We start from the raw sequence: 22,578 nt of genomic DNA on the forward strand, positions 1-22,578 counted from the left end.
CCTGACGAGCGCAGCCGCCGAGTGACTCCCGCGGGGCGCGGGCGCACCAGGATCCGCAGCGCTGGAACGACTACCTCGCGAGCATCCCGCCGGAGAATCACGGGCCCAGCCCGGCCGTTCGGTCATCGCGATCGGTGCCCCCGCCCGGTGGCGCTGCCGCACCGTTCCGAACGGCATGTCGTGGTCTCGCCCAGAGCGCCATCGATGCCGCCGCTTCGTTGCCGGGCCGGGAAACGGACCGGCCGGAATCCGTGCCCGCGAGTGCGGCGACGTGCGCGAACACGGCGATGTGCTGTCGGTGCCCTCCGCTAATGTGCGTTGGGTGAGTGACAGCGACAGCGCGGCGGCCCCAGCATCGGCAGAGCAGCGGGTGGAGTGGCAGCGACTCGCGGACGAGGTGCGTGAGCATCAGTTCCGCTACTACGTCCGGGACGCGCCGATCATCTCCGACGGCGAGTTCGACGCGATGTTGCGGCGGTTGCAGGCCATGGAGGACGAGCATCCGGACCTGCGCACGCCGGATTCGCCGACCCAGCTCGTCGGCGGCGGCTTCGCGACCGATTTCACCGCCGTCGACCACCTCGAGCGGATGTTGTCGCTGGACAACGTGTTCGACGTCGACGAGCTGCGCGCCTGGGCCGCGCGGGTGGAGGCGGAGACCGGGCCGGACCTGCACTACCTGTGCGAGGTGAAGATCGACGGCGTCGCGCTGAATCTGGTCTATCAGAACGGGCGGCTGGTCCGCGGCGCCACCCGTGGCGACGGACGCACCGGCGAAGACGTGACGCTCAACGCGCGCACCATCGATGACATCCCCGGCGAGCTGACCCCCACCGAGGAATTCCCGATCCCGCGGTTGCTGGAGGTCCGCGGCGAGGTGTACTTCCGGCTGGAGGATTTCGAGACGCTCAACGCCGCCATCGTGGCCGAGGGCAAACCGCCCTACGCCAACCCGCGCAACACCGCGGCCGGGTCGCTGCGGCAGAAGGACCCGTCGGTCACCGCGCGGCGCAGGCTGCGGATGATCTGCCACGGCTTCGGCCGGATCGAGGGCTACACGCCGACCTCGCAGTACGAGGCGTACCGCGCGCTCGCCGCGTGGGGTCTGCCGGTGTCCGAACACACCAGGCGGGTGCAGGGCATCGACGCGGTGATCGAACGGGTCGCCTACTGGGGCGAGCACCGGCACGACATCGAGCACGAGATCGACGGCCAGGTCATCAAGATCGACGAGACCGCGCTGCAACGCCGCCTCGGCTCCACCTCACGCGCCCCGCGCTGGGCGATCGCCTACAAGTACCCGCCCGAGGAGGCGACGACCAAGCTGCTGAACATCCAGGTGAACGTGGGCCGCACCGGCCGGGTGACGCCGTTCGCGGTGATGGAGCCGGTGTCCGTCGCGGGATCCACGGTCGCGATGGCCACCCTGCACAACGCCGCCGAGGTCAAGCGCAAGGGTGTGCTGATCGGCGACACGGTCACCATCCGCAAGGCGGGCGACGTGATCCCCGAGGTGCTGGGGCCGGTGGTGGACGCGCGTCCCGAAGACGCGCGCGAATTCGTCATGCCGACGCACTGCCCCGAATGCGGCACCGAACTGCGCCCGGAGAAGGAGGGCGACGCCGACATCCGCTGCCCGAACCAGCAGTTCTGCCCGGCGCAGTTGCGCGAGCGCGTCTATCACGTGGCCGGCCGCGGCGCCTTCGACATCGAGGCGCTCGGATACGAGGGCGCGATCGACCTGCTGAAGTCCGGCGCCATTACCGACGAGGGCGACCTCTTCGACCTGGACGAGGCGGCGCTGCTGACCACCTCGCTCTACGCCAACAAGAACGGCAGCCTCTCCGCCAACGGCAAGCGGCTGCTGGAGAACCTGGCCGTGGCCAAGGACCGGCCGCTGTGGCGGGTGCTGGTCGGGCTGTCCATCCGGCACGTCGGGCCCACCGCGGCGCGGGCGCTGGCCGCCGAATTCGGCAGTGTGGACCGTATCGAGCAGGCGTCGGGCGAAGAGCTGGCCGCGGCCGACGGCGTGGGCCCGACCATCGCGGCCGCGGTGGCGGAGTGGTTCACGGTGGACTGGCACCGCGCCGTGGTGGCGAAATGGCGGGCCGCGGGTGTGCGGATGGAGGATGAACGCGACGAATCCATCGAGCGCAACCTGGAGGGCCTGTCCATCGTGGTGACCGGCTCGTTGCAGGGCTTCACCCGCGACGGCGCCAAGGAGGCGATCCTGATGCGCGGCGGCAAGGCCGCCGGCTCGGTGTCGAAGAAGACCGCGTTCGTGGTGATCGGTGACGCACCAGGATCCAAGGCCGCCAAAGCGGAAGAACTCGGTGTGCCGATCCTCGACGAGGAGGGGTTCCGGCGGCTGCTGGAGGGCGGCCCCGTAGCGGTCGCGCCGGAGACGGCCGCGGAGGATGCCGAAGCCGAGGAGTGATCGGCGCTTGACCTGAAGGACCGTTGAGGTATGAGGATCGACTGGTAGGCGACTACCAGGAGGTCCATCATGTCTCGTCCTACCGCACTGGTCACCGGCGCGTCGGCCGGATTCGGCGCGGCCCTCGCGCGGGCGCTGATCGAACAGGGGTGGCGGGTGCTGGGGACCGCGCGTCGTGCCGACCGGTTGATGCGGGTGGCCGCCGAACTCGGACCGGAGTTCCGCGCGATCCCCGGTGACGTCACCGATCCCGCGGATCGCGCGCGGCTGGCGGATGCCGCGCGCGCTGCGGGTGAACTGGACTTGGTGGTGAACAACGCCAGCCGCCTCGGTCCGAGTCCGCTGCCTCACCTCGCGGACTATCCGCTCGACGAATTCGAGCGCGTGCTTCGCACGAATGTGCTTTCGCCACTGGCGATTCTGCAATTCACGCTGCCGCTGCTGCGCCAGGGCGGCGCCGTGGTGAACATCAGTTCCGACGCCGCGTCGGAGCCGTATCCCGAATGGGGCGGATACGGGTCGTCGAAGGCGGCGCTCGACCAACTCACCGCGATCCTCGGCGTGGAGCGTCCGGACCTGTCGATCTACGCGTTCGACCCGGGTGACATGCGCACCGAGATGCATCAGGCGGCGTTTCCCGGCGTCGATATCTCCGACCGGCCGGAGCCCGCGACGGTGGTGCCCGCGCTGCTGCGGCTGCTCGCGCAGAGACCCAGGAGCGGGCGGTATGCCGCAGCCGATTTCGTGGCCGGACGGGCGTCATGACGGTGCGCACCACCCTGCCGTCCTTCGACCTGTCCCCGGAACGCAATGCCGCCGTCCCGCCCGAGGCGCGGGGGATCGCGCGCGACGACGTCCGCCTGCTCGTCGCCGATGGGGAACTGACCCACGGCATGTTCCGTGAGCTGCCGGACCGGCTGCGTCCCGGCGATCTCGTGGTGGTGAACAACTCGGCGACCATGTCCTCGGCCCTCGACGCCACGCTGGAGGACGAGCCGGTGGTGCTGCACTTCTCCACCTGGCTGGACGACGGCAGCTGGGTGATCGAGGTACGGACCACGCGGCGCACTCCCTATCCGGCGCAGCGGCTCTCGTCCGGGACCGTCCTGCGACTACCGGGCGCCACGGCGACGCTGCGCACGCCCTGGTTGCCGGGCGGACGACGTCTCTGGAGCGCGGACGTCACTACCGACGTACCTCGGCTACTGGCCGCGCACGGCAGACCGATCACGTATTCGTATGTGCCGCAACGATGGTCGGCGTCCTACTACACGACGGTTTTCGGGCGGGTGCCGGGCAGCGCGGAAATGCCCAGTGCGGCACGCCCTTTCACGGAGCATCTGGTGCTGGATCTGATCGCCGCGGGGGTAGCTCTCGCGCCGATCACCCTGCACACCGGGGTCTCCTCGCCGGAGGCCGGGGAACCGCCGAGCCCCGAGCGGTTCGTCGTGCCGCCCGCTACGGCGCGGCTGGTGAATGCCACGAAAGCCGCGGGTGGACGCGTGGTCGCGGTCGGTACCACGGTGACGCGGGCGCTGGAAACCGCCGCCGACCCCTCTGGTCTGGTGCACGCCTCGCGCGGATGGACGGAGGTGGTGCTCGGAGTGGATCGCCCGGCCCGGGTGGTGGACGGACTGATCACAGGTTGGCACGCGCCCGGCGCGTCACACCTGGACCTCCTGGTCGCGGTGGCGGGGGAGGAAACCGTCGCCGCTGCCTACACCGCAGCCGTGGACACCGGCTATCTGTGGCACGAGTTCGGCGACAGCGCGCTGCTGTTCGGTCCGGGCGGTCGACTCAGCCGACCGTGACCGTGGCGCCCAGCTGACCCGCGATGTCGAATCGTCCGCAGCGGCCGCCGCTCAGGTCGAGCTTCTGGGTGATCAGCTTGCCGCGGCGATTCTTGAACGTCGCTTCGGCGGACACGTCGGCGCTCGCGGTCGAGCACACCTTCGACACCACGCCGGGCGGGTCGTAGCTGACCGTCCCGCCGCCCTGGCAGGTGTTCGTGCTGTTGGCCAGGAATACCCGCGCGGCGCCCTCCGGACACGGCGCGTCCGCCACCGCTTCCGGCGCCACGACCAGCGTGCCGAGCGTGAGCGCGGCGATCACCGAGCTGCCAACCACAAGACGACGAACCGTCGGTTCCATCGATACCCTCATCCCATCGAACATTCCGGCAGTACGCCGCGAAACCACCGCAGCGTGCAGGCATGCTAACCCGCTATCACCGGCCTTGTCCCGGCGACCGCGGCGCGGACAGCGGTGCGTGCGCCCGGCCCCGGGCCTGCTCGCGCGAGGCGGCGTGGGCGCGGATCGCGGGTGTCAGCGGGGTGATGTCGCCCGACACGGGAGCGGACGGAAGTATGGCGGCATGCTGCGCAGTTTTCAGGTGACCAATCACAGATCGCTGGCCGATGAGCAGGAGCTGCGGCTGACCAAGGGGAGCGGGCCGGTGGCCGTACCGGTGACCGCTGTGCACGGCGGCGCCGCTGCGGGAAAGACGAACCTGATCGACGCGCTCGGGCAGATGCGCGACGCGGTGCTGCACTCGGTGACGGGGTGGGATCCGTACGCGGGTCCGGTGCGTGCCCCGCATCTCGGATTCCCGGAGCGGCCCTCGGAATTCGTGGCGGCGTTCGTCGCCGAAGGCGTGCCGTATACCTATGGTTTCCGGCTGGACAACGCCGATGTGACGGCCGAATGGCTGCACACCCACCCGCGCTCGCGCAAGCGAATCGTGTTCGAGCGCAGCGGCGAACAGATCAAGATCGGCCCGATGTTCGAAGCGGCGCGGTACGGGATCACCGCGCTGGCTCCGCTGGTCCGTCCGAACGCCCTGCTGCTCAGCCTCGCGGGCCAGATGTACTCCGACGCGCTGGTGCCCGCCTACCGATGGTTCGAGTCCATGCTCGAGGTGCAGCGCGGTCCCGCCGAACCCGACGCCATCGCCCACCGGCTGGGCAGCCACATCTCCCGCTCCCCGGACAACGCGGTGCGGCTGCTGATGCTGCTGCGTACGGCCGAGCTGGGCATCACCGATCTGCTCGTCGCCGAGCCCGACCCCCTGTACGCCGATTACCTGCGCGAATTGGACGCCGACATCACCGGCCTCGGCAAACAGATCGACCTGTGCGCCACCTCGCCCGGCTATGCCGACCAGTTGCTGCGCGACAACGGCGTGACCGCCGTGCTGCTCGAGCGCGAGCTGACCAACCTGAAGGCCGCGCGCGACGCCCTGTACGCGCGGATGGTGGCGCGGCGCGGGGTCGGCCTGAACCTCGTGCACGACGGCATCGACACCCCGTTCGGGATCGCCGACGAATCCTCCGCCACGCTGTCGTTGCTGCGGGTGCTGCCCGCCATGCTCGACGCGCTGGACGCGGGCCGCGTGCTCGCCGTCGACGACATCGGCGCGTGCCTGTCGGCCGAGGAGACCGATCGGTTGATCCAGCTGTTCCAGAACCCGGAGACGAATGCCCGTGGCGCTCAACTGATCTTCACCACCGACAACCGGATGCTGATCGATCGGGGCAACGGGCGCTCGCAACGCACCCGCATGTCGGTCTGGCAGGTCCGGCGCACCGGCCGGGGCACCAGCGAGCTCGCCCCGGTGTGACGCGCACCTAGCATGGGGACATGCTGGAGTTCGTCGCGCTGGTGACCCTGACCGCGGTGCTCGTGTCGCTGATCGTGTTCGCGATCCGCGGCAGGCGGGGCTATCGACCGGCGAACCCGGAGGAGGGGACGCTCTACATCACCGGTGTGAGCCCGCGCCCCGATGCTCCGGGCGAGCAGTACGTGACCATCACCGGGAACCTGACCGGTCCCTCGGTCTCCGGCAAGGTCGTGTACGGCCGCTTCGTGTGGGACACGAGTTCCTGGCCGGAGACCGGCGATCTGCTCCCGGTCGTCTATCCGCCGGGCAAGCCCGATCGCTGGCAGATCGCGCGGTCCGGCTGAGCGGCCTCCGCGCACCGACGCCACGCCGCACTCGGGGCAGCGCGGTCGCGCGAGGTGGACGTGCCACAGCCCGCGTGACGCGAACCGGGCTACGGATCCGCGGGACGCCGATGCGGCCCGGCGGAGGGGAATGCCGCAGTCGAGTCGCTACGACAGCCAGGTGGCGACCGGTGATCACACGGCGGCGCGGATGGCTCGGTCCCACGGCGATGGCGGCGGCCGGCCTTCTCGCCCAGACCGGGTATGGCAGCGACGAAGTGGACTCGTGCTCGCCGCGGGGCGCGGGCACCCGCTACGGAAAACCCGAGGCGCTCGCCGAAGACGGCGCCTGGCTGCGAGCGACCGTCACCGCGCTGCGCGACGGTGGCTGCGACCCGGATCGTGGTGCTCGGCCCGACACCGCGAATCGTCGATCTGCTCACCGAGGCAGGAGTGCCGGGCATCGCGGCTGTACCGCCGGTGCTCGTGGCATGCACCCTCGCAGGAGGACGTGCCGTAGCCCACGTCATGGTCGATGGCATCATGCCGGGTATGGATGTGCGGGACGCGGGCGTCGTCGTCCGGGAGGCGCGGCCGGACGAGTACGACGCGGTCGGTGAGCTGACGGTGGAGGTCTACGTCGGCGAGGGCTTCGTGCAGGCGGGCAGCTGGTACGCGGGCGAGCTGGCCGACACCGCCCGCCGTGCCGGCTCGGCCCGGATCCTGGTCGCCACGCACGCGGGCCGGATCGTCGGTTCGCTCACGGTCGCACCGGCGGGCAATCCGTACGCGGAGATCGCGCTGCCGGGTGAATTGGAGTTCCGCATGCTCGCCGTCGCGAAGTCCGCGCGCGGACTCGGTGCGGGAACGGCGCTGGTGCGCACGGTGCTCGATCAAGCTCGCGCGGAAGGCCGCGCCGCGGTCGCTCTCACCACCATGCCCGCCATGGTCGACGCCCGCCGGATATACGACCGCTTCGGCTTCCGTCCCGTGCCGAGCCGAGACTGGCGCACCAGCGCGGGAGAGCTGCTGCACGTGCTGCGGCTACCGCTCGACCCTTCCGGCGAATCCGTCTGAGGGAAGTATCGATTTCGAGCCGGAGGCGGCGTTCGCCCAAAGCGCTCGGCCGTGTCGGGCAGCGGCTGCGCCCCGGCGGAACGATTCTGCCCGACTCGACTCGGGCGGCATCCACCGCGCCGGGACCGGAACGAGGTAGGCGGCGAGAGTTCGCATCGGTGTGCGCTCCCGGCGCGAAACCCGCGGCGCTGCTGCGGAATCAGCCGAGGACGGTGGCGACGATCCCGGAGAGGTAACCCAGCCGGGCCACCTCGGACGGCCGGAAGTCGGGGCCGCCCGGCCTGCCGAGCAGCAGTACCTTGCCGGTGTTGCCGAGTGGAGCGGCGGCCAGTTTGGTGTCCATGTCGCGCCAGATCTCCGGCACCCAGTCGGCTTCGGGATCGAGCACCGAGGGCTTCTCCAGCGGCATCCACGGCGCCGAACCCGCTTGCGTCTGCGGCGCGCTCGGGCTGCCCACCACCCGGTAGGCGCCCTGCGGCCCGATGTCGATGATCGTGCTCCAGCCCACCCGCAGTACCCGCGGCACACCGTCCACCAGTACTTGCATCCGGTCGTCGCGAGCGCTGGCGACCTGATCGATGAGTTCGAGCTCACGGTGGGTGTCGAGCACGCCGGAGTACGGGCGGATCGAGTCCACGTGCACGTCGCCGATCGATTCGGCGGCGGTGATGAGGGTGTCGGGGAGCGCTCCGGAAGGCACCTCGACGACCAGATCGTCGACGGCGTAGCCGGCGCCGCGCTCGACCACATCCAGCGAGAGGATGTCGGCGCCGACGGAGCCGAGTGCGAGAGCGAGAGAGCCGAGGCTTCCCGGTCGATCCGGAAGTTGCACGCGGAGCAGATACGACACGTGCGTTTCCTTTCTTAGAGCGGCCGAGGCTCTGAACGAATACCCGGGTCACGCAATACTTACACCCCTTACGGCCGGTTATCGAGTCGAAGACCCGCCAGTGACACACGCCACTCGGCGAATTCGCGCCAAAGCGGCGTGTCGGGCTAGTCCGATCGGACGTGTCGCGGGCGGGAAGGGGTTGCCGAGCGCCGTCCGCGCCGCCGCGCCGACGAAGCGCGGGTGCCGGAAGGCGACCTGGCCGCCGGTGGCTAGGCTGTGTGGGTTGAGCACAGTCGATAGTTGATACCGAAGCCGAAAGGGGTCCCGCGGTGCCCGCCATCTCCCGCGACGAGGTCGCACACCTCGCCCGGCTGTCCCGGCTCGCGCTGTCCGATGCCGAACTGGATCAGTTCGCCGGACAGCTGGATTCGATCCTGAGCCACGTGCGGACCATCTCCGAGGTCACCGCCGCCGACGTCCCGGCCACGGCGTCGCCGAACCCGGCGACCAACGTGACCCGGCCCGACGAGGTGGTGCCCGGCCTGACCCCGCGCGAGGCGTTGTCCGGCGCGCCCGCGGTGGAAGAGCAGCGGTTCATGGTGCCGCAGATCCTGGGAGAGGGCGAATGAACGCAGCATCGCACGGCCGGGAGACGGGTGGGTCCGACCTGACCACGCTGTCCGCGGCCGAGCTGGCCGGCAAGATCCACGGCCGCGAGCTGTCGTCGGTGGAGGTCACCCGGGCGCACCTGGACCGGATCGCCGAGGTCGACGGCGACTACCACGCCTTCCTGCACGTCGCGGGGGAGCAGGCGCTCGAGGCCGCGGCCGCGGTGGACGCCGCGATCGGTTCGGGCGCCGCGCCCGCCTCGCCGCTGGCCGGAGTTCCCTTGGCGCTCAAGGACGTGTTCACCACCACGGACATGCCGACCACCTGTGCGTCGAAGATCCTCGAGGGCTGGGTCTCGCCCTACGACGCGACGGTCACCAGGCGGCTGCGCGAGGCGGGCATCCCGATCCTCGGCAAGACCAACATGGACGAGTTCGCCATGGGCTCCTCCACCGAGAACTCCGCCTACGGCCCGACCCGCAACCCATGGGACACCACCCGCATCCCGGGCGGCTCGGGCGGCGGCTCCGCGGCGGCGCTGGCCTCGAACCAGGCTCCGCTGGCCATCGGCACCGACACCGGCGGGTCGATCCGCCAGCCCGCGGCCGTCACCGCCACCGTCGGCACCAAGCCGACCTACGGCACGGTGTCGCGATTCGGCCTGGTCGCGTGCGCGTCGTCGCTGGACCAGGGCGGCCCGTGCGGCCGGACGGTGCTGGACACCGCGCTGCTGCACGAGGTGATCGCCGGATACGACCCGCGTGACTCCACCTCGCGCGACGTGCCGGTGCCGCCGGTGGTGGCCGCCGCCCGCGAGGGAGCGCAGGGCGATCTGCGCGGCGTCAAGATCGGTGTGGTGAAAGAACTGCACTCCGACAGCTACCAGCCCGGCGTGCTCGCCTCCTTCGACGCCGCCGTGGCGGTACTGAAGGATCTCGGCGCCGAGGTGGTCGAAGTGTCCTGCCCGCACTTCGAGTACGCGCTGTCGTCCTACTACTTGGTGATGCCGTCGGAGGTGTCGTCCAATCTCGCGCGGTTCGACGCCATGCGCTACGGCCTGCGCGTCGCCGACGACGGGCAGCACAGCGCCGAGCAGGTCATGGCGGCCACGCGCGCGGCCGGGTTCGGCCCGGAGGTCAAGCGGCGCATCATGATCGGCACCTACGCGCTGTCGGCGGGCTACTACGACGCCTACTACGGCCAGGCGCTCAAGGTGCGCACCCTCATCGCCCGCGACTTCGACCAGGCCTACGAGCAGGTCGACGTGCTGGTCTCCCCGACCAGCCCGTTCACTCCGTGGAAGCTGGGCGAGAAGGTCGACGATCCGCTGGCCATGTACCTGTCGGACCTGTGCACGCTGCCGACCAACCTGGCGGGCCATCCCGCGATGTCGGTCCCCTCCGGTCTGAGCAAGGACGACGGCATGCCCGTCGGCCTCCAGATCATGGCGCCCGCCCTCGCCGACGACCGCCTCTACCGGGTGGGCGCGGCCTACGAGGCCGCCCGCGGCCCGATCGCCTGACGTTCTTCGCGGGAGCCGCTCGCTCCCCGCACGGGTTGTGCGGAAACCGAGCGGCTCCGCGGGATCGCTATGCGGGCCAGGTGAATTCGGGGTCTTCGGCGTAGTCGCGGCGGCGTTGATCCAATGCGAGCGTGACCATGTGGTGTGCGCCAGGCCCGATGATCTTGCGTAGCGGGGGATTCGGCATGTCCACCAATGCGATCAGGCCTGCCGCGCCGACTTCGGGCGGAGCTTCGGTCCACTCGGATCCATCTTCCGGTGCGGATTCCGCTGTGGGAGATGTGGGTTCGTTCGCCTCCGGCAGGTCCGCGCCGCCCTGGGTGGGTGCCGGATAGTCCGGCATACCGAGGATGGCGGTGCGCAGCTGCGCGTAGGCGGGGATCGCCGAGGCGAACCGCATGCTCGACTTGGCCCACTCGGTGTCGAAGCCGCCCAGCTGCGCGAGCGTGACCCGGATGCCGAAAGGCCGCAGTTCGTCGGCGAGCGCGGCGCTGAATCCCTCCAGGGCCCATTTGCTCGCGTTGTAGAGGCCGAACAGGGGCAGGCTGCCCACGGCGCCGACGGTGGAGATCTGCACGATGTGCCCCGAGCCCTGCGCCCGCAGGTGCGGCGCGGCGGCTTGGGAAACCCAGAGGGCTCCGAAGAAATTCGTCTCCATCTGGTCGCGGATCTGCGCTTCGGTCAGTTCCTCGACGGCGCCGACCAGACCGTAGCCCGCGTTGTTCACGATCACATCGATCGTGCCCATCGCAGCGAACGCTTCGCCCACGGTGGCGAGGACGCTCTCGCGGTCGCGAACGTCCAGGGGGAGCACGGTCAGGCGGTCGTCGGCGAGTTCCGCGAGGGCTTCGGTATCCCGCGCGGTCGCGACGACGCGATCGCCCTGCGCGAGAGCGGCCGTGGTGAATGCGCGGCCGAGTCCCCGGCTGGCGCCGGTGATGAACCATGTTCTGGTCACGGGAGATCCTTTCGTCACGAGACGCTCCGTCTCGTGGGATACCGTGCCAAGTCGAGTCTCGCTTGTCAAGACGAGACGTTGCGTCTCGTTGTGTGCTACCGTCACGGCATGCCCGACACTCCCACTGCCGCGCGCCGTAGCGAGCGCGCCCGTGCGGCGATACTCGCCGCGACAGCCGAGCTGATCCGCGAGGTGTCCTACGCGAAGTTGAGCATCGAGGCGATCGCGGCCCGCGCCGGGGTCGGTAAGCAGACGATCTATCGCTGGTGGCCGTCGAAGGGCGCTGTCGTATTCGATGCCATGCTCGAATCCGACTCGGGTCCAGCGGGTCTCGCGCTACCCGACACCGGCGACATCGCCGCGGACCTGCGCCCGCTGCTGCGCGGTTCGGTCGTCGCGCTGACCGATCCCGGGTTCGAATCCTTCCTCCGCGCGATGTACATCGAGATCCAGCAGGATGCCGAATTGGCCGCCGCCTATCGCGAGCGCCTGCTGTTGCCCCAGCGCGCCGCCGTGGCCGACCGGTTGGCCGCCGCCGTCGCCGCCGGGGACCTGCGCGCGGGGCTGGATCTCGAGCTCGCCGTCGATCTGTTGTTCGGTCCGGCGCAGATGCGGTGGTCGCTGGGGCTCGGCGGGCTCACCGAGGCCTACGCCGACGCCGCGCTCGATGCGGCGCTGGCCTATCTGCGCGGGTGAAGCCGCTCGTGAGTGCGCTTCGACGCCTTCGGGCCGATCGCGCTCAGGAGGCCCGCAGCGATTCGGCCTGCTTCTGGACGCCGTCGGTCATGCCCTCGAAGCCGCGCCGCAGGTTCTTGCCGAGTAGTGCGACGACCACGGGATGCAGCCATCCGCCGAGTTCGAAGTGCGACTCGTAGCGGGTGCGGCCGTCCGGGAGCGGCGTCACCGTGTGCGAGCGCAGGCTGTGCAGCGCGCCGGGAGGCACCGGTTTCATCGAGTAGCTGAGCTCCCGGCCCGGCGTGTGCGAACGAATCCATTCCCGCTGCTTGCGCGGGCTCGACCCGGAGACCCGGACGAGCATGTCGATCGGCTCGCCGGGCACCAGTGAGCTGCGGCACTCGGTGACGAAGGGATTCCACTCCCCGTAGCGGGGGAAGTCGGTGATCACCTGCCAGACCAACTCGGCGGGGGCGTCGATGTCGGTGGCGAGGTCGATGACGAAGGCCATGCAGAAATTAGAACACGTTCTATGACGGTCCCGCGCGGGCGCCGCGCCGAACGGCTCAGCAGGAACCCATGGCGGTGCCCTGATCGGTGCCGTAACGGTGGCCGTGGCCCGGCGGAGCGTGTAACGCGCCCAGCAGATCGGCGGTCGTCTGCGCGAAGCTGATCACCGGAAGCCACTGCGGAATCGGGGCGTCGACGCGGGCCCCGGTGAGGTCGGGCGCGCGCCACAGCTGCGCGAGCGACCAGTGGATCACCGGGTCGGAGGTGTTCGCCAGCACGGTCGCGCCGCCATGGTGGACGCGGTTGGCCGGAGGTCCGGCCCACAGCGCCGCACAGGTCCGGCCGTCCTGCTCGGCGTCGCCGGAGAAGACGGCATTCCCGCCGAGGGCCCCGAGGCTCTGCCCGTACAGGTACAGCTTCGGCGGGTGCGCCATTCCCTGGATATGGCGTTCCACGGCGGTGAACAGCGTGCGAGCGGCGGTGACGGCCGCGTCCCGGCCGAACACGAACGTCGCCCAGCTCGGGAGATAGGAGTACTGCAACCCGACCAGCGCCACGTCGCCGTCGAAGCGCTGATCGAACCCCGCCACGGCGTTCGCGTCGATCCAGCCCGAGCCGGTGGGTACCGTGACGACCAGGTGGGAGCGCGTGAAGCCGCCCGAGCGCTCCAACTCCCGGATCGCCAGCGCGACGCGAGTGTCCAGGTCGGGCGCCGAGGCCACCCCGATGTAGACCCGCACGGCTCGAGTCGGCGAATCGCTGACGAACTTCCGCCCCTCGGCGCCCAGCGACGTCCAGCTCACCGCGGACTCGGCGTCACCGGACCCGGAGTACGAAACCGGGCGCACCAGAGCGGGATCCAGCTCGGCGTTGGCCCGCGCGTACACCGACTCGCGCCATCCGACCATCGCGGGTACGCCGACGAGATACAGCAGAACCGCGACGACGGCGGCCAGCGAAACGCCCCGCGCCCAGCCCAGTTTCCGCGCTGCCCAGGCGATCGAGCGGGTGGCGCAGGCGAACAGTCCGATGATCAACGCGGCGCCGAGCGCGCACCGCAGCCAGTAGCCCGTGCCGATCGGCGGGGTGTTCATCGCCGCGCGAAGCCGGTTCTGCCAGTGCCCCGCGTTCGCCGTCGCGCCCACCACCAGCACCGCCGTCGCGATCAGCAGCGGCAGCCGGGCCCACGCCTGGCGCTCGTCGATGTCGAATCCGCAGCGTCGCAGAGTGATCCGCAATACGCCCGCCACGCCGAGAGCGAGCGCCGCGAGGAGCCCGGTCAGTACGGCTTGCGCGCTCGGCGTGCGAGGAAGCAGTCCGGGTGCCAGCGAGGCCAGGACACCGGTCCCGATGCCGAGCGTCGTGCCGATCCGCGGCGGCGCGACCCGGCCGACCCCGGCGGCGAACCATGCGCGGCGATCCGAAGACTTCAGGACGGACCAGGTCATGGCTGTACCGCGCCCGTGGCGTACGACAGGGCCGTCGCGGGTACGGGGCCTCGCCGCCGGTTGCGCAGCACGAGAACTGCCGTCAGCCCGGCGATCCCGGCGCAGAGCGTGCCCAGTAGCTGCCAACTCGTCGTCGAATCGGCGTCCGCCGCGCCGAGCAGGGGCTCGACCACGGGCGCGCCGTAGTCCTGCCTGCGCGAGTTCAGATCGACGGCGGTGTTCGCGATCGATGCCATCGCGTCGCAGCGGGCGCGGGAGAACGAGTCGACGCGGGCGGCGCATGCCTGGTGCATCTGCCGGTCCAGCGTCGCGTCCAAGGCTTGCCGTGCCCACGGGCCCAGCGGTTCGCCGCGCCGGTCGGCGTAGCGCAACAGGTCGTAGCCGAGGTCATGGGCTTTGCACGCGGTATCGAACTCCGCGGGCAGCGTCACCGGAGAAGAGCAGTCGCCGTTCGGATCGACCAGCAGCCCGTCTATCGTGCTCGGCCGATAGCCGAACGACGCGACGAAATCCGCCGGGATCGCGGTGAGTGCGTCGGGGCCGCCCGCGGCCAGTTCGGCGACAGCGGCGCCGGCCTGCGCGCTCTCGATCGGCGCGGCCGCCGCGGCGGCATGCGGAGCGGGGGCGAGAAACGCCGTCGCCGCGACGGTGGTCAACGCCGACGCGGTGAGCGCCGCGTAGCGTCGCGTCTGCGCGGTGACGGATGATATTGCGGCGGAATGGATTCGGGCTCCTGCGGCCGATGCGTACCGGGTCTCGCGCCCGGCGCTGGTCGGTGTGCTCATGGCGACGACGTTAGGGAATCGCTTCCGGCGGCCGCCTCACGCCCGGGGACGTTTCCCGTGCCGTGCCGCCGGGGGAGCGGTCGCACGGTCTCCCACCGGGGTAGCGGGCCGGAAATCACCCGTGGGTATGAGGCCGCGGTGAACTGCGAGTTCCTAGTGTCGTAGGCATGAACGGAGAAAGTCGCGCCTGGACGCGACGGCTGGACGCGCGGACCTGGTTCGACCTCGGCACGGTGCTGGTCGCGCTGATCTGGTACTCGGTGGCTTGGCCGACCCTGCACCTGACCCACGCCGTCCCCACCGCGGTGCAGCCGTTCATCGCCGCGCTCGCCGCGTTCCCGGTGCTGCTGGTACGGATCAACCCGGCGCTGGGCTGGTCGATCTCGGCGGGCTCCGCGCTGGTGATCGCGCTGGCTATCCCGCATCAACCGAACAACGACCTGCCGTTCCAGGTCGTCCACGTGCTGTGCCTGCTCGTGCTGCTGCTCGCGGTGGCGGTGCGCGCCCCGGGGCAGATCGTGGCGGTGGCGTGGGCGGCGACGGCCCTGCTGTTCGCGACCACCATGCCCGGCGAAGGGGAGGCGTTGGCGAACGCCGCATGGGGCTGGCCGATCGCGCTGGCCGCGCTGGTGCTGTTCGGCCTGCTCATCCGCTGGCTGGCGCTGTCGCGGCGGCAGCTGGTGCGCCAAGAGGAGGCCAACGAACTCGAGCGGGCCCGCCGGGCCATCCTGGAGGAGAAGGCTCGCATCGCCCGCGATCTGCACGACGTCGTGGCCCACCACATGTCCCTGGTGGTGGTACAGGCGCAGACCGCGCCGTACCGGGTGGAGGGCGTCACCCCGGCCGCGCGCGCCGAGTTCGAGTCCATCGGCGCCACGGCCCGGGAAGCGCTCAACGAGATCCGCGGCATGCTCGGTGTCCTGCGCAGCGACGGCCAGCTCCCGGAACACGCGCCCCAGCCGAAGGCGGCCGACGTGATCGCCCTGTTCGAGGGCGCGCGACGCGCGGGCGTCCACATCGAGTGGACCGTCGACGGCGCGCTGGAGACGATCGCGGAGACCACCGGCCTAGCCCTCTATCGCGTCGTGCAGGAATCGCTGTCCAACGCTTCCCGCCACGCCCCGGGCGCCCCGGTCCAGGTGCGCATCACCCACGGCGCGGAACTGCTGCTCGACGTCGAGAACGGCCCGGGAGCAACGCCCGCCCGGCCGGTCGGCAACGGCGGCCACGGCATCGCGGGTATGCAGGCGCGAGCCCTGGCAGTCGGCGGTGAGGTGACGGCGGGGCCGCGGGCGGACGGTGGGTTCGGAGTCCACGCGCGCTTCCCCCGCACCGCGCCGGACGCCGCCGTTGCCGCCGTCGCCGCCGCGCCCGGCGAACCCCAACGCTGAGTGCCGGGCCGCTGGGGCGGACGAGTCGTGGAGCGTACGCGCCGGTCGATGCCGGTGTGGCGTTGTCGGCAGCCGCCGCCCAGATGCCGACGGCCACCCGACAGGTTGCCGTCCGACGTGGCGACGAAGGGACAGCGCCGCCGGGCGAACGGCTCGGCGGGCGGAGGCCAGAGGCAATTAGGGTGAGCGGGTGGCAATTACGGTGTTGATCGCCGACGACCAGGCGATGGTCCGGCAGGGGTTCGGGGCGTTGCTCGCGGCGCAGCCGGATATCAGTGTGGTGGGCGACGCGGCCGACGGGAAGGCCGCGGTGGCCGAGGCGAAGCGGCTGCGCCCGGATGTCGTGCTGATGGACGTGCGCATGCCGGAGATGAACGGGCTGGACGCCGCCCGCGCCATCCTGGCCGCCGGATTCGAGCCGCCGGTGCGCGTGTTGATGCTCACCACCTTCGACATCGACGACTACGTCTACGAGGCGCTCGGTCTCGGCGCCAGCGGGTTCCTGCTCAAGGACGCGCCCGCCGAGGAGCTGGTGCGCGCGGTGCGCGTGGTCGCCGACGGTCAGGCGCTGCTCGCGCCGACGGTCACCCGCAGGCTCATCGCCGACGTCACCCGCCGCCGCGGCGCGGCCCGCGCCAAGCCCGCGCCGCAACTGTCCGCGCTGACTCCCCGCGAGCGGGAAGTGCTGGAACTGATCGCGAAAGGCATGTCGAACTCCGAGATCGCCGAAACCCTTTTCGTGGCCGAGCAGACCGTGAAGACCCATGTCTCCAAGGTCTTCTCGAAACTGAACCTGCGGGACCGGGCGCAAGCGGTGGTCCTGGCCTACGAGACCGGCCTGGTCACCCCTGGCTGAGCCGGATCACAGCGGCGGGCAGGACCCGCCGCGCAGTTCGCCCAGATGACGACCGAGCATCCGCGCCATCCGGCTCAGGATGGTGGTGGAGTCGTCGAAGCTCCCGGAATCGGCCGTCGCCGCCATGGCCACGGCGATCATGCCGGACCGCACCGGCACCAACCCGAACTGGCGGACGGTGTAGACGCCGGTCATGTCGTCGGGGCCCCAGCCGCCTTTGAACGCCGTGCCCTCCAGAACGCCCAGGCCCCACGCCTGCTCGGGGGTGATCTCCGTCATCAGCTCGGTGACGTGGAACGATTCGGGCAGGCAGGGCAGCCGGGAGGCGAAACGGGCCTGGTTGGCCAGCGTCCATTCGGTGCCGCCGAAGGAGTTGTAGTCCAGGGTGGTGCGCGGGCCCGCCACCCCGGTGGTGGCGTCGCCCGCCTCGTCGATCACGTCCTGGACCGCCTTGGCCGCTGCCAGCCCGTCGCCGAGCGATTGCCACAGCGCCTCGGCGGCGTCGTTGTCCGACCAGGTGATGGCGGCCTCCACCTCCTGCCGGATCTCATCCTGGGAGTCGTGCCGCAGCGCCGCGATCGCGAGCGGCACCTTGATGGTCGACCACGCGATGCCGCTGACCCAGTCGCCGTAGACGGTCATCCGGCCACCGCCCACGGGCATGATCGCCATGCCGACCTGTCCGCCCAGCTGCGGCTGCAACTGGGTGAAGTCGGCGGCCAGCGAGTCCGGCACCGACACCGCGAGGTTCGGCCGCCAGGCTCCCGCCGTGTCGACGACCACGGCGGGTGTCTCGGTGGCGGCCCGATCGACGGGGAACAGAGTGCACGAGGTCAACGTGAGCAGCACCACCATCGCTCCGGCGCGTAGCGCCGCACGACACGTCGAAGCGGATCTCGTCGACCTCACCACCGAGTCCTCCCCACCACCGGTGACGCGGTCACACTGTAAATCGGCGGTGCAAAATAGCTCATCGGGCTCGTCCGGCCGGTGACCGGGCGAGAGACATCGCCGCGGCGCGACGGCGTCGACGGCGCGATGTCTCGACCATAGTTTTGCCGATCTTCCCGGAGAATTCGAAACTCCGTGGCCACGGCGTCACCCGGTAGGCTCCAGGATCGGTATGAAAGCGCCCGGACGTGCTGTCCGGTCGCCGCGGTCACCTGAAGGGGGCGTGTTGCTCAACAGCGGTGCGGTGTTCGCCGGGTTCACCATAGAGAGGCTGCTCGGCCAGGGCGGCATGGGATCGGTGTATCTCGCCAGGCACCCCAGGCTGCCACGGCAGACCGCGCTCAAACTGCTCAACCGGGAGTTGTTCACCGACGCGGAGGTCCGTGCCCGGTTCGAGCGGGAGGCGGACCTGGCGGCGCAGCTGGACCATCCGAACATCGTCGCGGTGTACGACCGCGGCACCGAGGACGAACAGCTGTGGATCTCCATGCAGTACGTCGACGGGGTCGACGCGGCGACGGTGAACCCGCAGAGCCTGCCGCCGGAGCGGGCCGTGCAGATCATCGAGGGCGTCGCGTCCGCACTGGATTACGCGCACGGGATGGGCGTGCTGCACCGTGACGTCAAGCCCGCGAACATCATGCTGGCGCGGGCGGTGGGCGGCCAGGGCGAGCGGGTCTTCCTCACCGATTTCGGCATCGCCCGGCTGCGCGAGGATTCCACCCACCTGACCCAGACCGGCATGTTCACCGCGACGCTCGCCTACGCCTCGCCCGAGCAGATGACCGGTGCGCACCTGGACCACCGCTCCGATCAGTACTCACTGGCTTGCGCGCTGTATTGGTTGCTGACCGGCATCGCCCCGTTCGACGCTCCCGCCCCGGCCGACATCATTCGCGGACATCTCCAGTTGCCGCCGCCCTCCGTCGCGGCACGGCGCGCCGGTCTGTCACCCGCGCTCGACGCGGTGATCGCGAGGGCCATGGCGAAGCGGCCCGACGACCGATTCGCCTCCTGCGTCGAATTCGCCTCCGCCGCACGGCGCGCGCTCACCGAGCCCGCTCCGACGGTGGTGGCCGCGCAGTACCAGCCGCAACCTGCGCCCACCGTCCTCGCGCAACCGGCGTACCCCGGGCCGGAGGCGAGTCCGCCGACCTACGTCCCCACGGCCTCCACCCCGAGCTACACCGCGCCGCCGCAGTACCACCCGAATCCGACCGGCGGACAGCAGTTCCCGCCGTCCAACGGCTATGCCGCGCCGGCTCCGCAGCCGAGTTATCCCGTGGCGCCGCCACATTCCGCCCCGCCGCCGATCGGCTACCCGTCGCACCAGCCGCCCGGCTATCCGTCGCAAGGGCGCTCCAACACCGGCCTCATCGTGACGATCGTTCTGGTGATCGTGGCGCTGCTGGTCGGGGCGGGCATCATCGTCGCGAAGGTGGGATTCTCGGATTCCGCGTCGCCGCTGGACCTCGGCACCAAGACGCCCGCGGGACCGTCGGATGCGGACAAGCTCGCCAAGGCGTTTCCCGAACTGCTACCCCAGGGTGTCGACACGAAATACGACATCGGTTCCGGCCCGGGGTATGGCGGTAAGACCTGTTTCCTCGGCACCGCCAAACCGGGTGGCAAGGTGTCCAGTGCCAACGGCGTACCCGACTTCCCGAACTGGGCGAGGGCCTGGAACTGCTGGGGCACGCCGATCGCCGACCCCGATTACGTCCTCATCGGCTTCAAGTCGCCGCAGGACGCCCAGGCCGCGGTGCGGGACCTGCCGTCGAACACGGCGGCCACCGAACGCAACGGCGGCAAGTCGTATTCGACCTACCGCTGGCAGGAGAAGACCAGCGGGTTTCCGGACGGCTATCTCGTCGTCGACTTCGACGACGATCCGGCCCGGTCGAGCTACCTGCTGTTCGCCACGGTGACCCTCACCGACAGCAACCCGGGCTCCGGCTTCGGCATCACCGCGGCGAAATTCAAGACGTGGTTCGCCGACCTGCCGCTGTGAACGCTCAGTCGACCGCGAGCGCCTCCACGATGGGCAGCCGGGCCGCGCGCAACGCGGGCGGGATCGACCCGAGCAACGCCAGCGCCAGCGCGATCATGCCGTAGACCAGCAGCATCGGGCTCGGCCGGTAGGCGACGTCGATGGTCAGGGCGTGCCCGATGGCGACCGTACCCAGGAACTGCACCGCCGCGCCGAGCGCCAGACCCAGCACCGCGCCGACGATCCCGATTCCGGCGGCCTCGGCCAGCACCGAACGCATCAGGAATTTGCGCCCGGTGCCCATGGCGCGCAACACGCCGAGTTCCCTGCGGCGCTCCAGCACCGAGAGCATCAACGTGTTGAGCAGTGCCACCGTGGCCACGAGCACCACGATCCACAGGATGGCGTTGCTCATCGCCATGCCCTGCTCGATGCTCGACGACGCGGCAACCACGGTGTCCGCGCCGGTGTCCACGTTCAGCTCCGGCGGCACCACCCGCCGGATCGCAGCGAGCACCGCCGCGCGATCGGCGCCGGGCGCGATGTCGGCGGCGATCACCGTCTCGCCGGGCCGCTCGTACCAGGTGCGCAGCAGGTTCAGGTCCATCATCACCACGCCGGCGATGGCGGAGAAATACGGGATCACCTGCAGCACCCGCACCGTGTGCGGGCCGGTGGGCGTCGGCAGGGTGAGTTCCGCGCCCACACCGACGCCCAGCGAGCGCGCCACGTCGCGGGAGATCGCCACGCCCTCTCCGGCCGACAACCGGGCGACCGAATCGTCGGTGAGCATGCGCATCCGGGTCTCGCGCGCATCCGGCGGAAACCCTTGCAGCATCACGCGAGTGCCGCCGAGGGTGGCGAAGGCCATCTGGGCCGGGCTCAGATGTGCGACGCCGGGCACCGCCGCGAGCTTGTCCCGCAGATCCGCGGGCAGCAGCGGTCCGGTGGGGAACTGCGCCATCGAGGCGGGGCTGATGTAGACGTCGTTGCGCGCCAGATCCGTGAAAGTGACCGTGGCCGAGTCGATCATGTTGCTCGAGGCGCCGCTCATGCCGACGGTGGCCCCGACGCCGATCATCACCGTCATCGCCGTGGCCCACACCCGCCGCGGCGCGCGTTCCAGGGTGGTCGCGCCCAGTGCGCCGGGAGCGCGGAACCAGCGCGCGATGCCCGCGGCGGCCCGCACGATGGGACCGGTGGCGGCGAAGCAGAGCAGGATCGCGGCGATGAACGAGATCGAGATGGCGGTCAGCGAATAGCGGCCGAGATCGCTGCTCGCGATCAGCACCGCGGCCCCGGCCAGCCCGCCGCCCGCCATGACGGCCAGCCAGCGCAACAGCGGGCTCGCCGTATCGGTCCGCCCGGCCCCGACCGGTGCCAGCGCCTCGATGGGCTGGACCTTGTACACCTGGCGGGCGGCCAGCGACGCCGCGAGCACACTGGTGAACACACAGGCCGCGACGGCGAACGGAATCACGTACCAGGGCACCGAGTATTCGGTGCGCGCCTCCACCGACTCCACGATCGCGGTGGGCAGCGTGCCGATCGCGACGCTGCCCATGAACACGCCCAGCGCCGCGCCGACCGCGCCGCCGAGCACGCCGAGCAGCGCGGCCTCGGCCAGCAGATCGCGCACCATCGGTCCGCGTTTGCCGCCGATCGCGCGCAACAGCGAGAGCATCGGTCTGCGCTGGGCGATCGCCATGCTCATCGCGTTGTAGATGAGGAACGCCGAGACGATCAGCGCGGCGGCCGACGCCATGGTGGTGGAGTAGCGGACCATTTGAATCGCCCCGCCCGCCTGCGCGGTGCGCAGGCTCGGCTCGGCCACCACCGCGCGGCCGTCCACCGCCTCGGTGAGCGCCGCGCGCACCTGCGCGAGGTCGGTCCCCTCGGCGGGAATGATCTGCACGGAATCCAGCCGTCCCGCGCGATCGGTGACCTTCTGCGCGAGCCCGAGCGGAGCGGCGATGAGGTGACCGCCGTTGAGCTTGCCGGAAGTCTCCTCATCGAGGACGCCCGCGACGGTGACCGTCGTAGCGCCCAGCGTGAACTGCTCGCCCTCGGCGCGACCCAGTCCCGTGCCCACCAGCACCCCGTTGGGCACCGAGAGCAGCTTTCCCGTGAAAGCGCTCATCGGCGTGGTCAATTCGCTGCCCAGCGCGCCGATATTCGAATCGGCGCCGATCAGCAGCGCGCGGTCGGCGCCGGTGCCGATCTGCGTCCGCAGCATCGGCACCGCCACCGCGACGCCGGGTGTGGTCGCGATCCGCCGCAGCAGTTGCTGGTCGAAGCCCGCGTCGGTGATACCGCTGACCTCCAGCTGCGCCTTGCCGCCGAGGCCGCGGGTCAGCTTGTCCACCGAACCGGTGACCGAGCCGGAGATGCTCAGCACCGCGACCAGCAGCGATGCCGAGACGCCCATCACGATCAGCGACATCAGGGTGCGGCCGCGATGGGCGAGCAGTTCGCCGATATTGAACAGCCGCAGACGATCCCACGCCGCGCCGATCACGCGGTGACCTTCCCGCTTCGCTGCCGCCTCCGGCCCTGACCGCTCAGGCGGTGTTGGTTTGTCGCCTGAGCGGGGTC

Annotated in this window: 20 protein-coding genes and 1 pseudogene; 13 read left to right on the forward strand and 8 right to left on the reverse strand. The window is 70.6% G+C overall.

Annotation, left to right across the window (positions count from 1 at the left end; all coding sequences use genetic code 11):
• Window positions 1-370 precede the first annotated feature (370 nt).
• The 3 genes from ligA (at window position 371) to ABZ803_RS05985 (ending at window position 4,248) form a co-directional block, all read left to right on the forward strand.
• A complete protein-coding gene (gene ligA, locus ABZ803_RS05975; RefSeq protein ID WP_357034311.1) occupies window positions 371-2,437 on the forward strand; it encodes an NAD-dependent DNA ligase LigA in 2,067 nt (688 codons plus the stop codon).
• A gap of 69 nt (window positions 2,438-2,506) precedes the next feature.
• Window positions 2,507-3,202 (forward strand): SDR family oxidoreductase, encoded by a 696-nt coding sequence (locus ABZ803_RS05980; RefSeq protein ID WP_357033529.1) that lies wholly within the window; start codon window positions 2,507-2,509, stop codon window positions 3,200-3,202.
• Complete coding sequence (locus ABZ803_RS05985) at window positions 3,199-4,248, forward strand: S-adenosylmethionine:tRNA ribosyltransferase-isomerase (protein ID WP_357033531.1); 1,050 nt, start codon at window positions 3,199-3,201, stop codon at window positions 4,246-4,248. The genes ABZ803_RS05980 and ABZ803_RS05985 overlap by 4 nt, the downstream gene beginning before the upstream one ends.
• Here ABZ803_RS05985 and ABZ803_RS05990 read toward each other — a convergent pair.
• Window positions 4,235-4,588, reverse strand: coding sequence for a hypothetical protein (locus ABZ803_RS05990; protein WP_357033534.1), 354 nt, complete (start codon window positions 4,586-4,588; stop codon window positions 4,235-4,237). The genes ABZ803_RS05985 and ABZ803_RS05990 overlap by 14 nt on opposite strands.
• Before the next feature lie 223 nt (window positions 4,589-4,811).
• Between ABZ803_RS05990 and ABZ803_RS05995 the strand changes: the two genes are divergently transcribed.
• The 4 genes and pseudogenes from ABZ803_RS05995 to ABZ803_RS06010 all read left to right on the forward strand — a co-directional run bounded on the left by ABZ803_RS05995 (window position 4,812) and on the right by ABZ803_RS06010 (window position 7,456).
• Window positions 4,812-6,056, forward strand: a complete 1,245-nt coding sequence (locus ABZ803_RS05995) for an ATP-binding protein (protein WP_357033537.1) — start codon at window positions 4,812-4,814, stop codon at window positions 6,054-6,056.
• Window positions 6,057-6,076: 20 nt separating this feature from the next.
• A complete protein-coding gene (locus ABZ803_RS06000) occupies window positions 6,077-6,400 on the forward strand; it encodes a hypothetical protein (protein ID WP_357033540.1) in 324 nt (107 codons plus the stop codon).
• Between the two features lie 265 nt (window positions 6,401-6,665).
• Window positions 6,666-6,771 (forward strand): annotated as a pseudogene (locus tag ABZ803_RS06005) (nucleotidyltransferase family protein); the annotation flags it as partial.
• 151 nt (window positions 6,772-6,922) lie between these two features.
• Window positions 6,923-7,456, forward strand: coding sequence for a GNAT family N-acetyltransferase (locus ABZ803_RS06010; protein WP_357033543.1), 534 nt, complete (start codon window positions 6,923-6,925; stop codon window positions 7,454-7,456).
• A gap of 199 nt (window positions 7,457-7,655) precedes the next feature.
• Here ABZ803_RS06010 and ABZ803_RS06015 read toward each other — a convergent pair whose 3' ends face one another.
• Window positions 7,656-8,306 carry a hypothetical protein gene (locus tag ABZ803_RS06015; protein ID WP_062977055.1) on the reverse strand — a complete coding sequence of 217 codons (651 nt, stop codon included), beginning with the start codon at window positions 8,304-8,306 and terminating at the stop codon, window positions 7,656-7,658.
• 311 nt (window positions 8,307-8,617) lie between these two features.
• Between ABZ803_RS06015 and gatC the strand changes: the two genes are divergently transcribed.
• Together gatC and gatA are read left to right on the forward strand one after the other, a co-directional pair.
• Window positions 8,618-8,917 carry an Asp-tRNA(Asn)/Glu-tRNA(Gln) amidotransferase subunit GatC gene (gene gatC / locus ABZ803_RS06020; protein WP_040868555.1) on the forward strand — a complete coding sequence of 100 codons (300 nt, stop codon included), beginning with the start codon at window positions 8,618-8,620 and terminating at the stop codon, window positions 8,915-8,917.
• Entirely contained in the window at window positions 8,914-10,419 is a 1,506-nt protein-coding gene (gene gatA, locus ABZ803_RS06025; RefSeq protein ID WP_357033547.1) for an Asp-tRNA(Asn)/Glu-tRNA(Gln) amidotransferase subunit GatA, read from the forward strand. The genes gatC and gatA overlap by 4 nt, the downstream gene beginning before the upstream one ends.
• A 67-nt stretch (window positions 10,420-10,486) precedes the next feature.
• Here the strand turns inward: gatA and ABZ803_RS06030 are convergent, their stop codons facing one another.
• Window positions 10,487-11,377, reverse strand: coding sequence for an SDR family NAD(P)-dependent oxidoreductase (locus ABZ803_RS06030; protein ID WP_357033550.1), 891 nt, complete (start codon window positions 11,375-11,377; stop codon window positions 10,487-10,489).
• 108 nt (window positions 11,378-11,485) lie between these two features.
• On the opposite strand from ABZ803_RS06030, the gene ABZ803_RS06035 reads away from it, so the two are divergent.
• Window positions 11,486-12,073 (forward strand): TetR/AcrR family transcriptional regulator, encoded by a 588-nt coding sequence (locus ABZ803_RS06035; protein WP_357033552.1) that lies wholly within the window; start codon window positions 11,486-11,488, stop codon window positions 12,071-12,073.
• Window positions 12,074-12,116: 43 nt separating this feature from the next.
• Here the strand turns inward: ABZ803_RS06035 and ABZ803_RS06040 are convergent, their stop codons facing one another.
• Genes ABZ803_RS06040 through ABZ803_RS06050 form a run of 3 tightly spaced genes read right to left on the reverse strand, consistent with a single transcriptional unit; the run spans window position 12,117 to window position 14,795 of the window.
• Window positions 12,117-12,563: an SRPBCC domain-containing protein gene (locus ABZ803_RS06040; RefSeq protein WP_357033554.1), complete on the reverse strand. Its 447-nt coding sequence runs from the start codon at window positions 12,561-12,563 to the stop codon at window positions 12,117-12,119.
• 55 nt (window positions 12,564-12,618) lie between these two features.
• Window positions 12,619-14,010, reverse strand: coding sequence for an alpha/beta-hydrolase family protein (locus tag ABZ803_RS06045; RefSeq protein ID WP_357033556.1), 1,392 nt, complete (start codon window positions 14,008-14,010; stop codon window positions 12,619-12,621).
• Window positions 14,007-14,795 carry a hypothetical protein gene (locus ABZ803_RS06050; protein WP_357033558.1) on the reverse strand — a complete coding sequence of 263 codons (789 nt, stop codon included), beginning with the start codon at window positions 14,793-14,795 and terminating at the stop codon, window positions 14,007-14,009. Before ABZ803_RS06050 ends, ABZ803_RS06045 begins: the two co-directional genes overlap by 4 nt.
• Window positions 14,796-14,962: 167 nt before the next feature.
• On the opposite strand from ABZ803_RS06050, the gene ABZ803_RS06055 reads away from it, so the two are divergent.
• Window positions 14,963-16,186 (forward strand): histidine kinase, encoded by a 1,224-nt coding sequence (locus tag ABZ803_RS06055; RefSeq protein WP_357033560.1) that lies wholly within the window; start codon window positions 14,963-14,965, stop codon window positions 16,184-16,186.
• 190 nt (window positions 16,187-16,376) lie between these two features.
• Window positions 16,377-17,042 carry a response regulator transcription factor gene (locus tag ABZ803_RS06060; RefSeq protein ID WP_040868547.1) on the forward strand — a complete coding sequence of 222 codons (666 nt, stop codon included), beginning with the start codon at window positions 16,377-16,379 and terminating at the stop codon, window positions 17,040-17,042.
• Window positions 17,043-17,048: 6 nt separating this feature from the next.
• Here the strand turns inward: ABZ803_RS06060 and ABZ803_RS06065 are convergent, their stop codons facing one another.
• A complete protein-coding gene (locus tag ABZ803_RS06065) occupies window positions 17,049-17,897 on the reverse strand; it encodes a hypothetical protein (RefSeq protein WP_357033562.1) in 849 nt (282 codons plus the stop codon).
• 319 nt (window positions 17,898-18,216) lie between these two features.
• Here ABZ803_RS06065 and ABZ803_RS06070 point away from each other — a divergent pair, with 319 nt between their 5' ends.
• Complete coding sequence (locus ABZ803_RS06070) at window positions 18,217-20,004, forward strand: protein kinase (protein ID WP_357033564.1); 1,788 nt, start codon at window positions 18,217-18,219, stop codon at window positions 20,002-20,004.
• A gap of 4 nt (window positions 20,005-20,008) precedes the next feature.
• Here ABZ803_RS06070 and ABZ803_RS06075 read toward each other — a convergent pair whose 3' ends face one another.
• A complete protein-coding gene (locus ABZ803_RS06075) occupies window positions 20,009-22,501 on the reverse strand; it encodes an FtsX-like permease family protein (protein WP_357033566.1) in 2,493 nt (830 codons plus the stop codon).
• Between the last annotated feature and the right edge of the window lie 77 nt (window positions 22,502-22,578).

The organism is Nocardia sp. NPDC047648 (assembly GCF_040642815.1).
Classification (GTDB): domain Bacteria; phylum Actinomycetota; class Actinomycetes; order Mycobacteriales; family Mycobacteriaceae; genus Nocardia; species Nocardia gamkensis.

Coding starts and splice junctions, on each gene's coding strand:
- ABZ803_RS06000 (WP_357033540.1), top strand. CDS start 6,077: ATGCTGGAGTTCGTCGCGCTGGTGACCCTGACCGCGGTGCTCGTGTCG.
- ABZ803_RS06010 (WP_357033543.1), top strand. CDS start 6,923: ATGCCGGGTATGGATGTGCGGGACGCGGGCGTCGTCGTCCGGGAGGCG.
- ABZ803_RS05990 (WP_357033534.1), bottom strand. CDS start 4,588: ATGGAACCGACGGTTCGTCGTCTTGTGGTTGGCAGCTCGGTGATCGCC.
- ABZ803_RS05995 (WP_357033537.1), top strand. CDS start 4,812: ATGCTGCGCAGTTTTCAGGTGACCAATCACAGATCGCTGGCCGATGAG.
- ABZ803_RS06035 (WP_357033552.1), top strand. CDS start 11,486: ATGCCCGACACTCCCACTGCCGCGCGCCGTAGCGAGCGCGCCCGTGCG.
- gatA (WP_357033547.1), top strand. CDS start 8,914: ATGAACGCAGCATCGCACGGCCGGGAGACGGGTGGGTCCGACCTGACC.
- ABZ803_RS05980 (WP_357033529.1), top strand. CDS start 2,507: ATGTCTCGTCCTACCGCACTGGTCACCGGCGCGTCGGCCGGATTCGGC.
- ABZ803_RS06055 (WP_357033560.1), top strand. CDS start 14,963: ATGAACGGAGAAAGTCGCGCCTGGACGCGACGGCTGGACGCGCGGACC.
- ABZ803_RS05985 (WP_357033531.1), top strand. CDS start 3,199: ATGACGGTGCGCACCACCCTGCCGTCCTTCGACCTGTCCCCGGAACGC.
- ABZ803_RS06065 (WP_357033562.1), bottom strand. CDS start 17,897: ATGGTGGTGCTGCTCACGTTGACCTCGTGCACTCTGTTCCCCGTCGAT.
- ABZ803_RS06040 (WP_357033554.1), bottom strand. CDS start 12,563: ATGGCCTTCGTCATCGACCTCGCCACCGACATCGACGCCCCCGCCGAG.
- ABZ803_RS06045 (WP_357033556.1), bottom strand. CDS start 14,010: ATGACCTGGTCCGTCCTGAAGTCTTCGGATCGCCGCGCATGGTTCGCC.
- ABZ803_RS06050 (WP_357033558.1), bottom strand. CDS start 14,795: ATGAGCACACCGACCAGCGCCGGGCGCGAGACCCGGTACGCATCGGCC.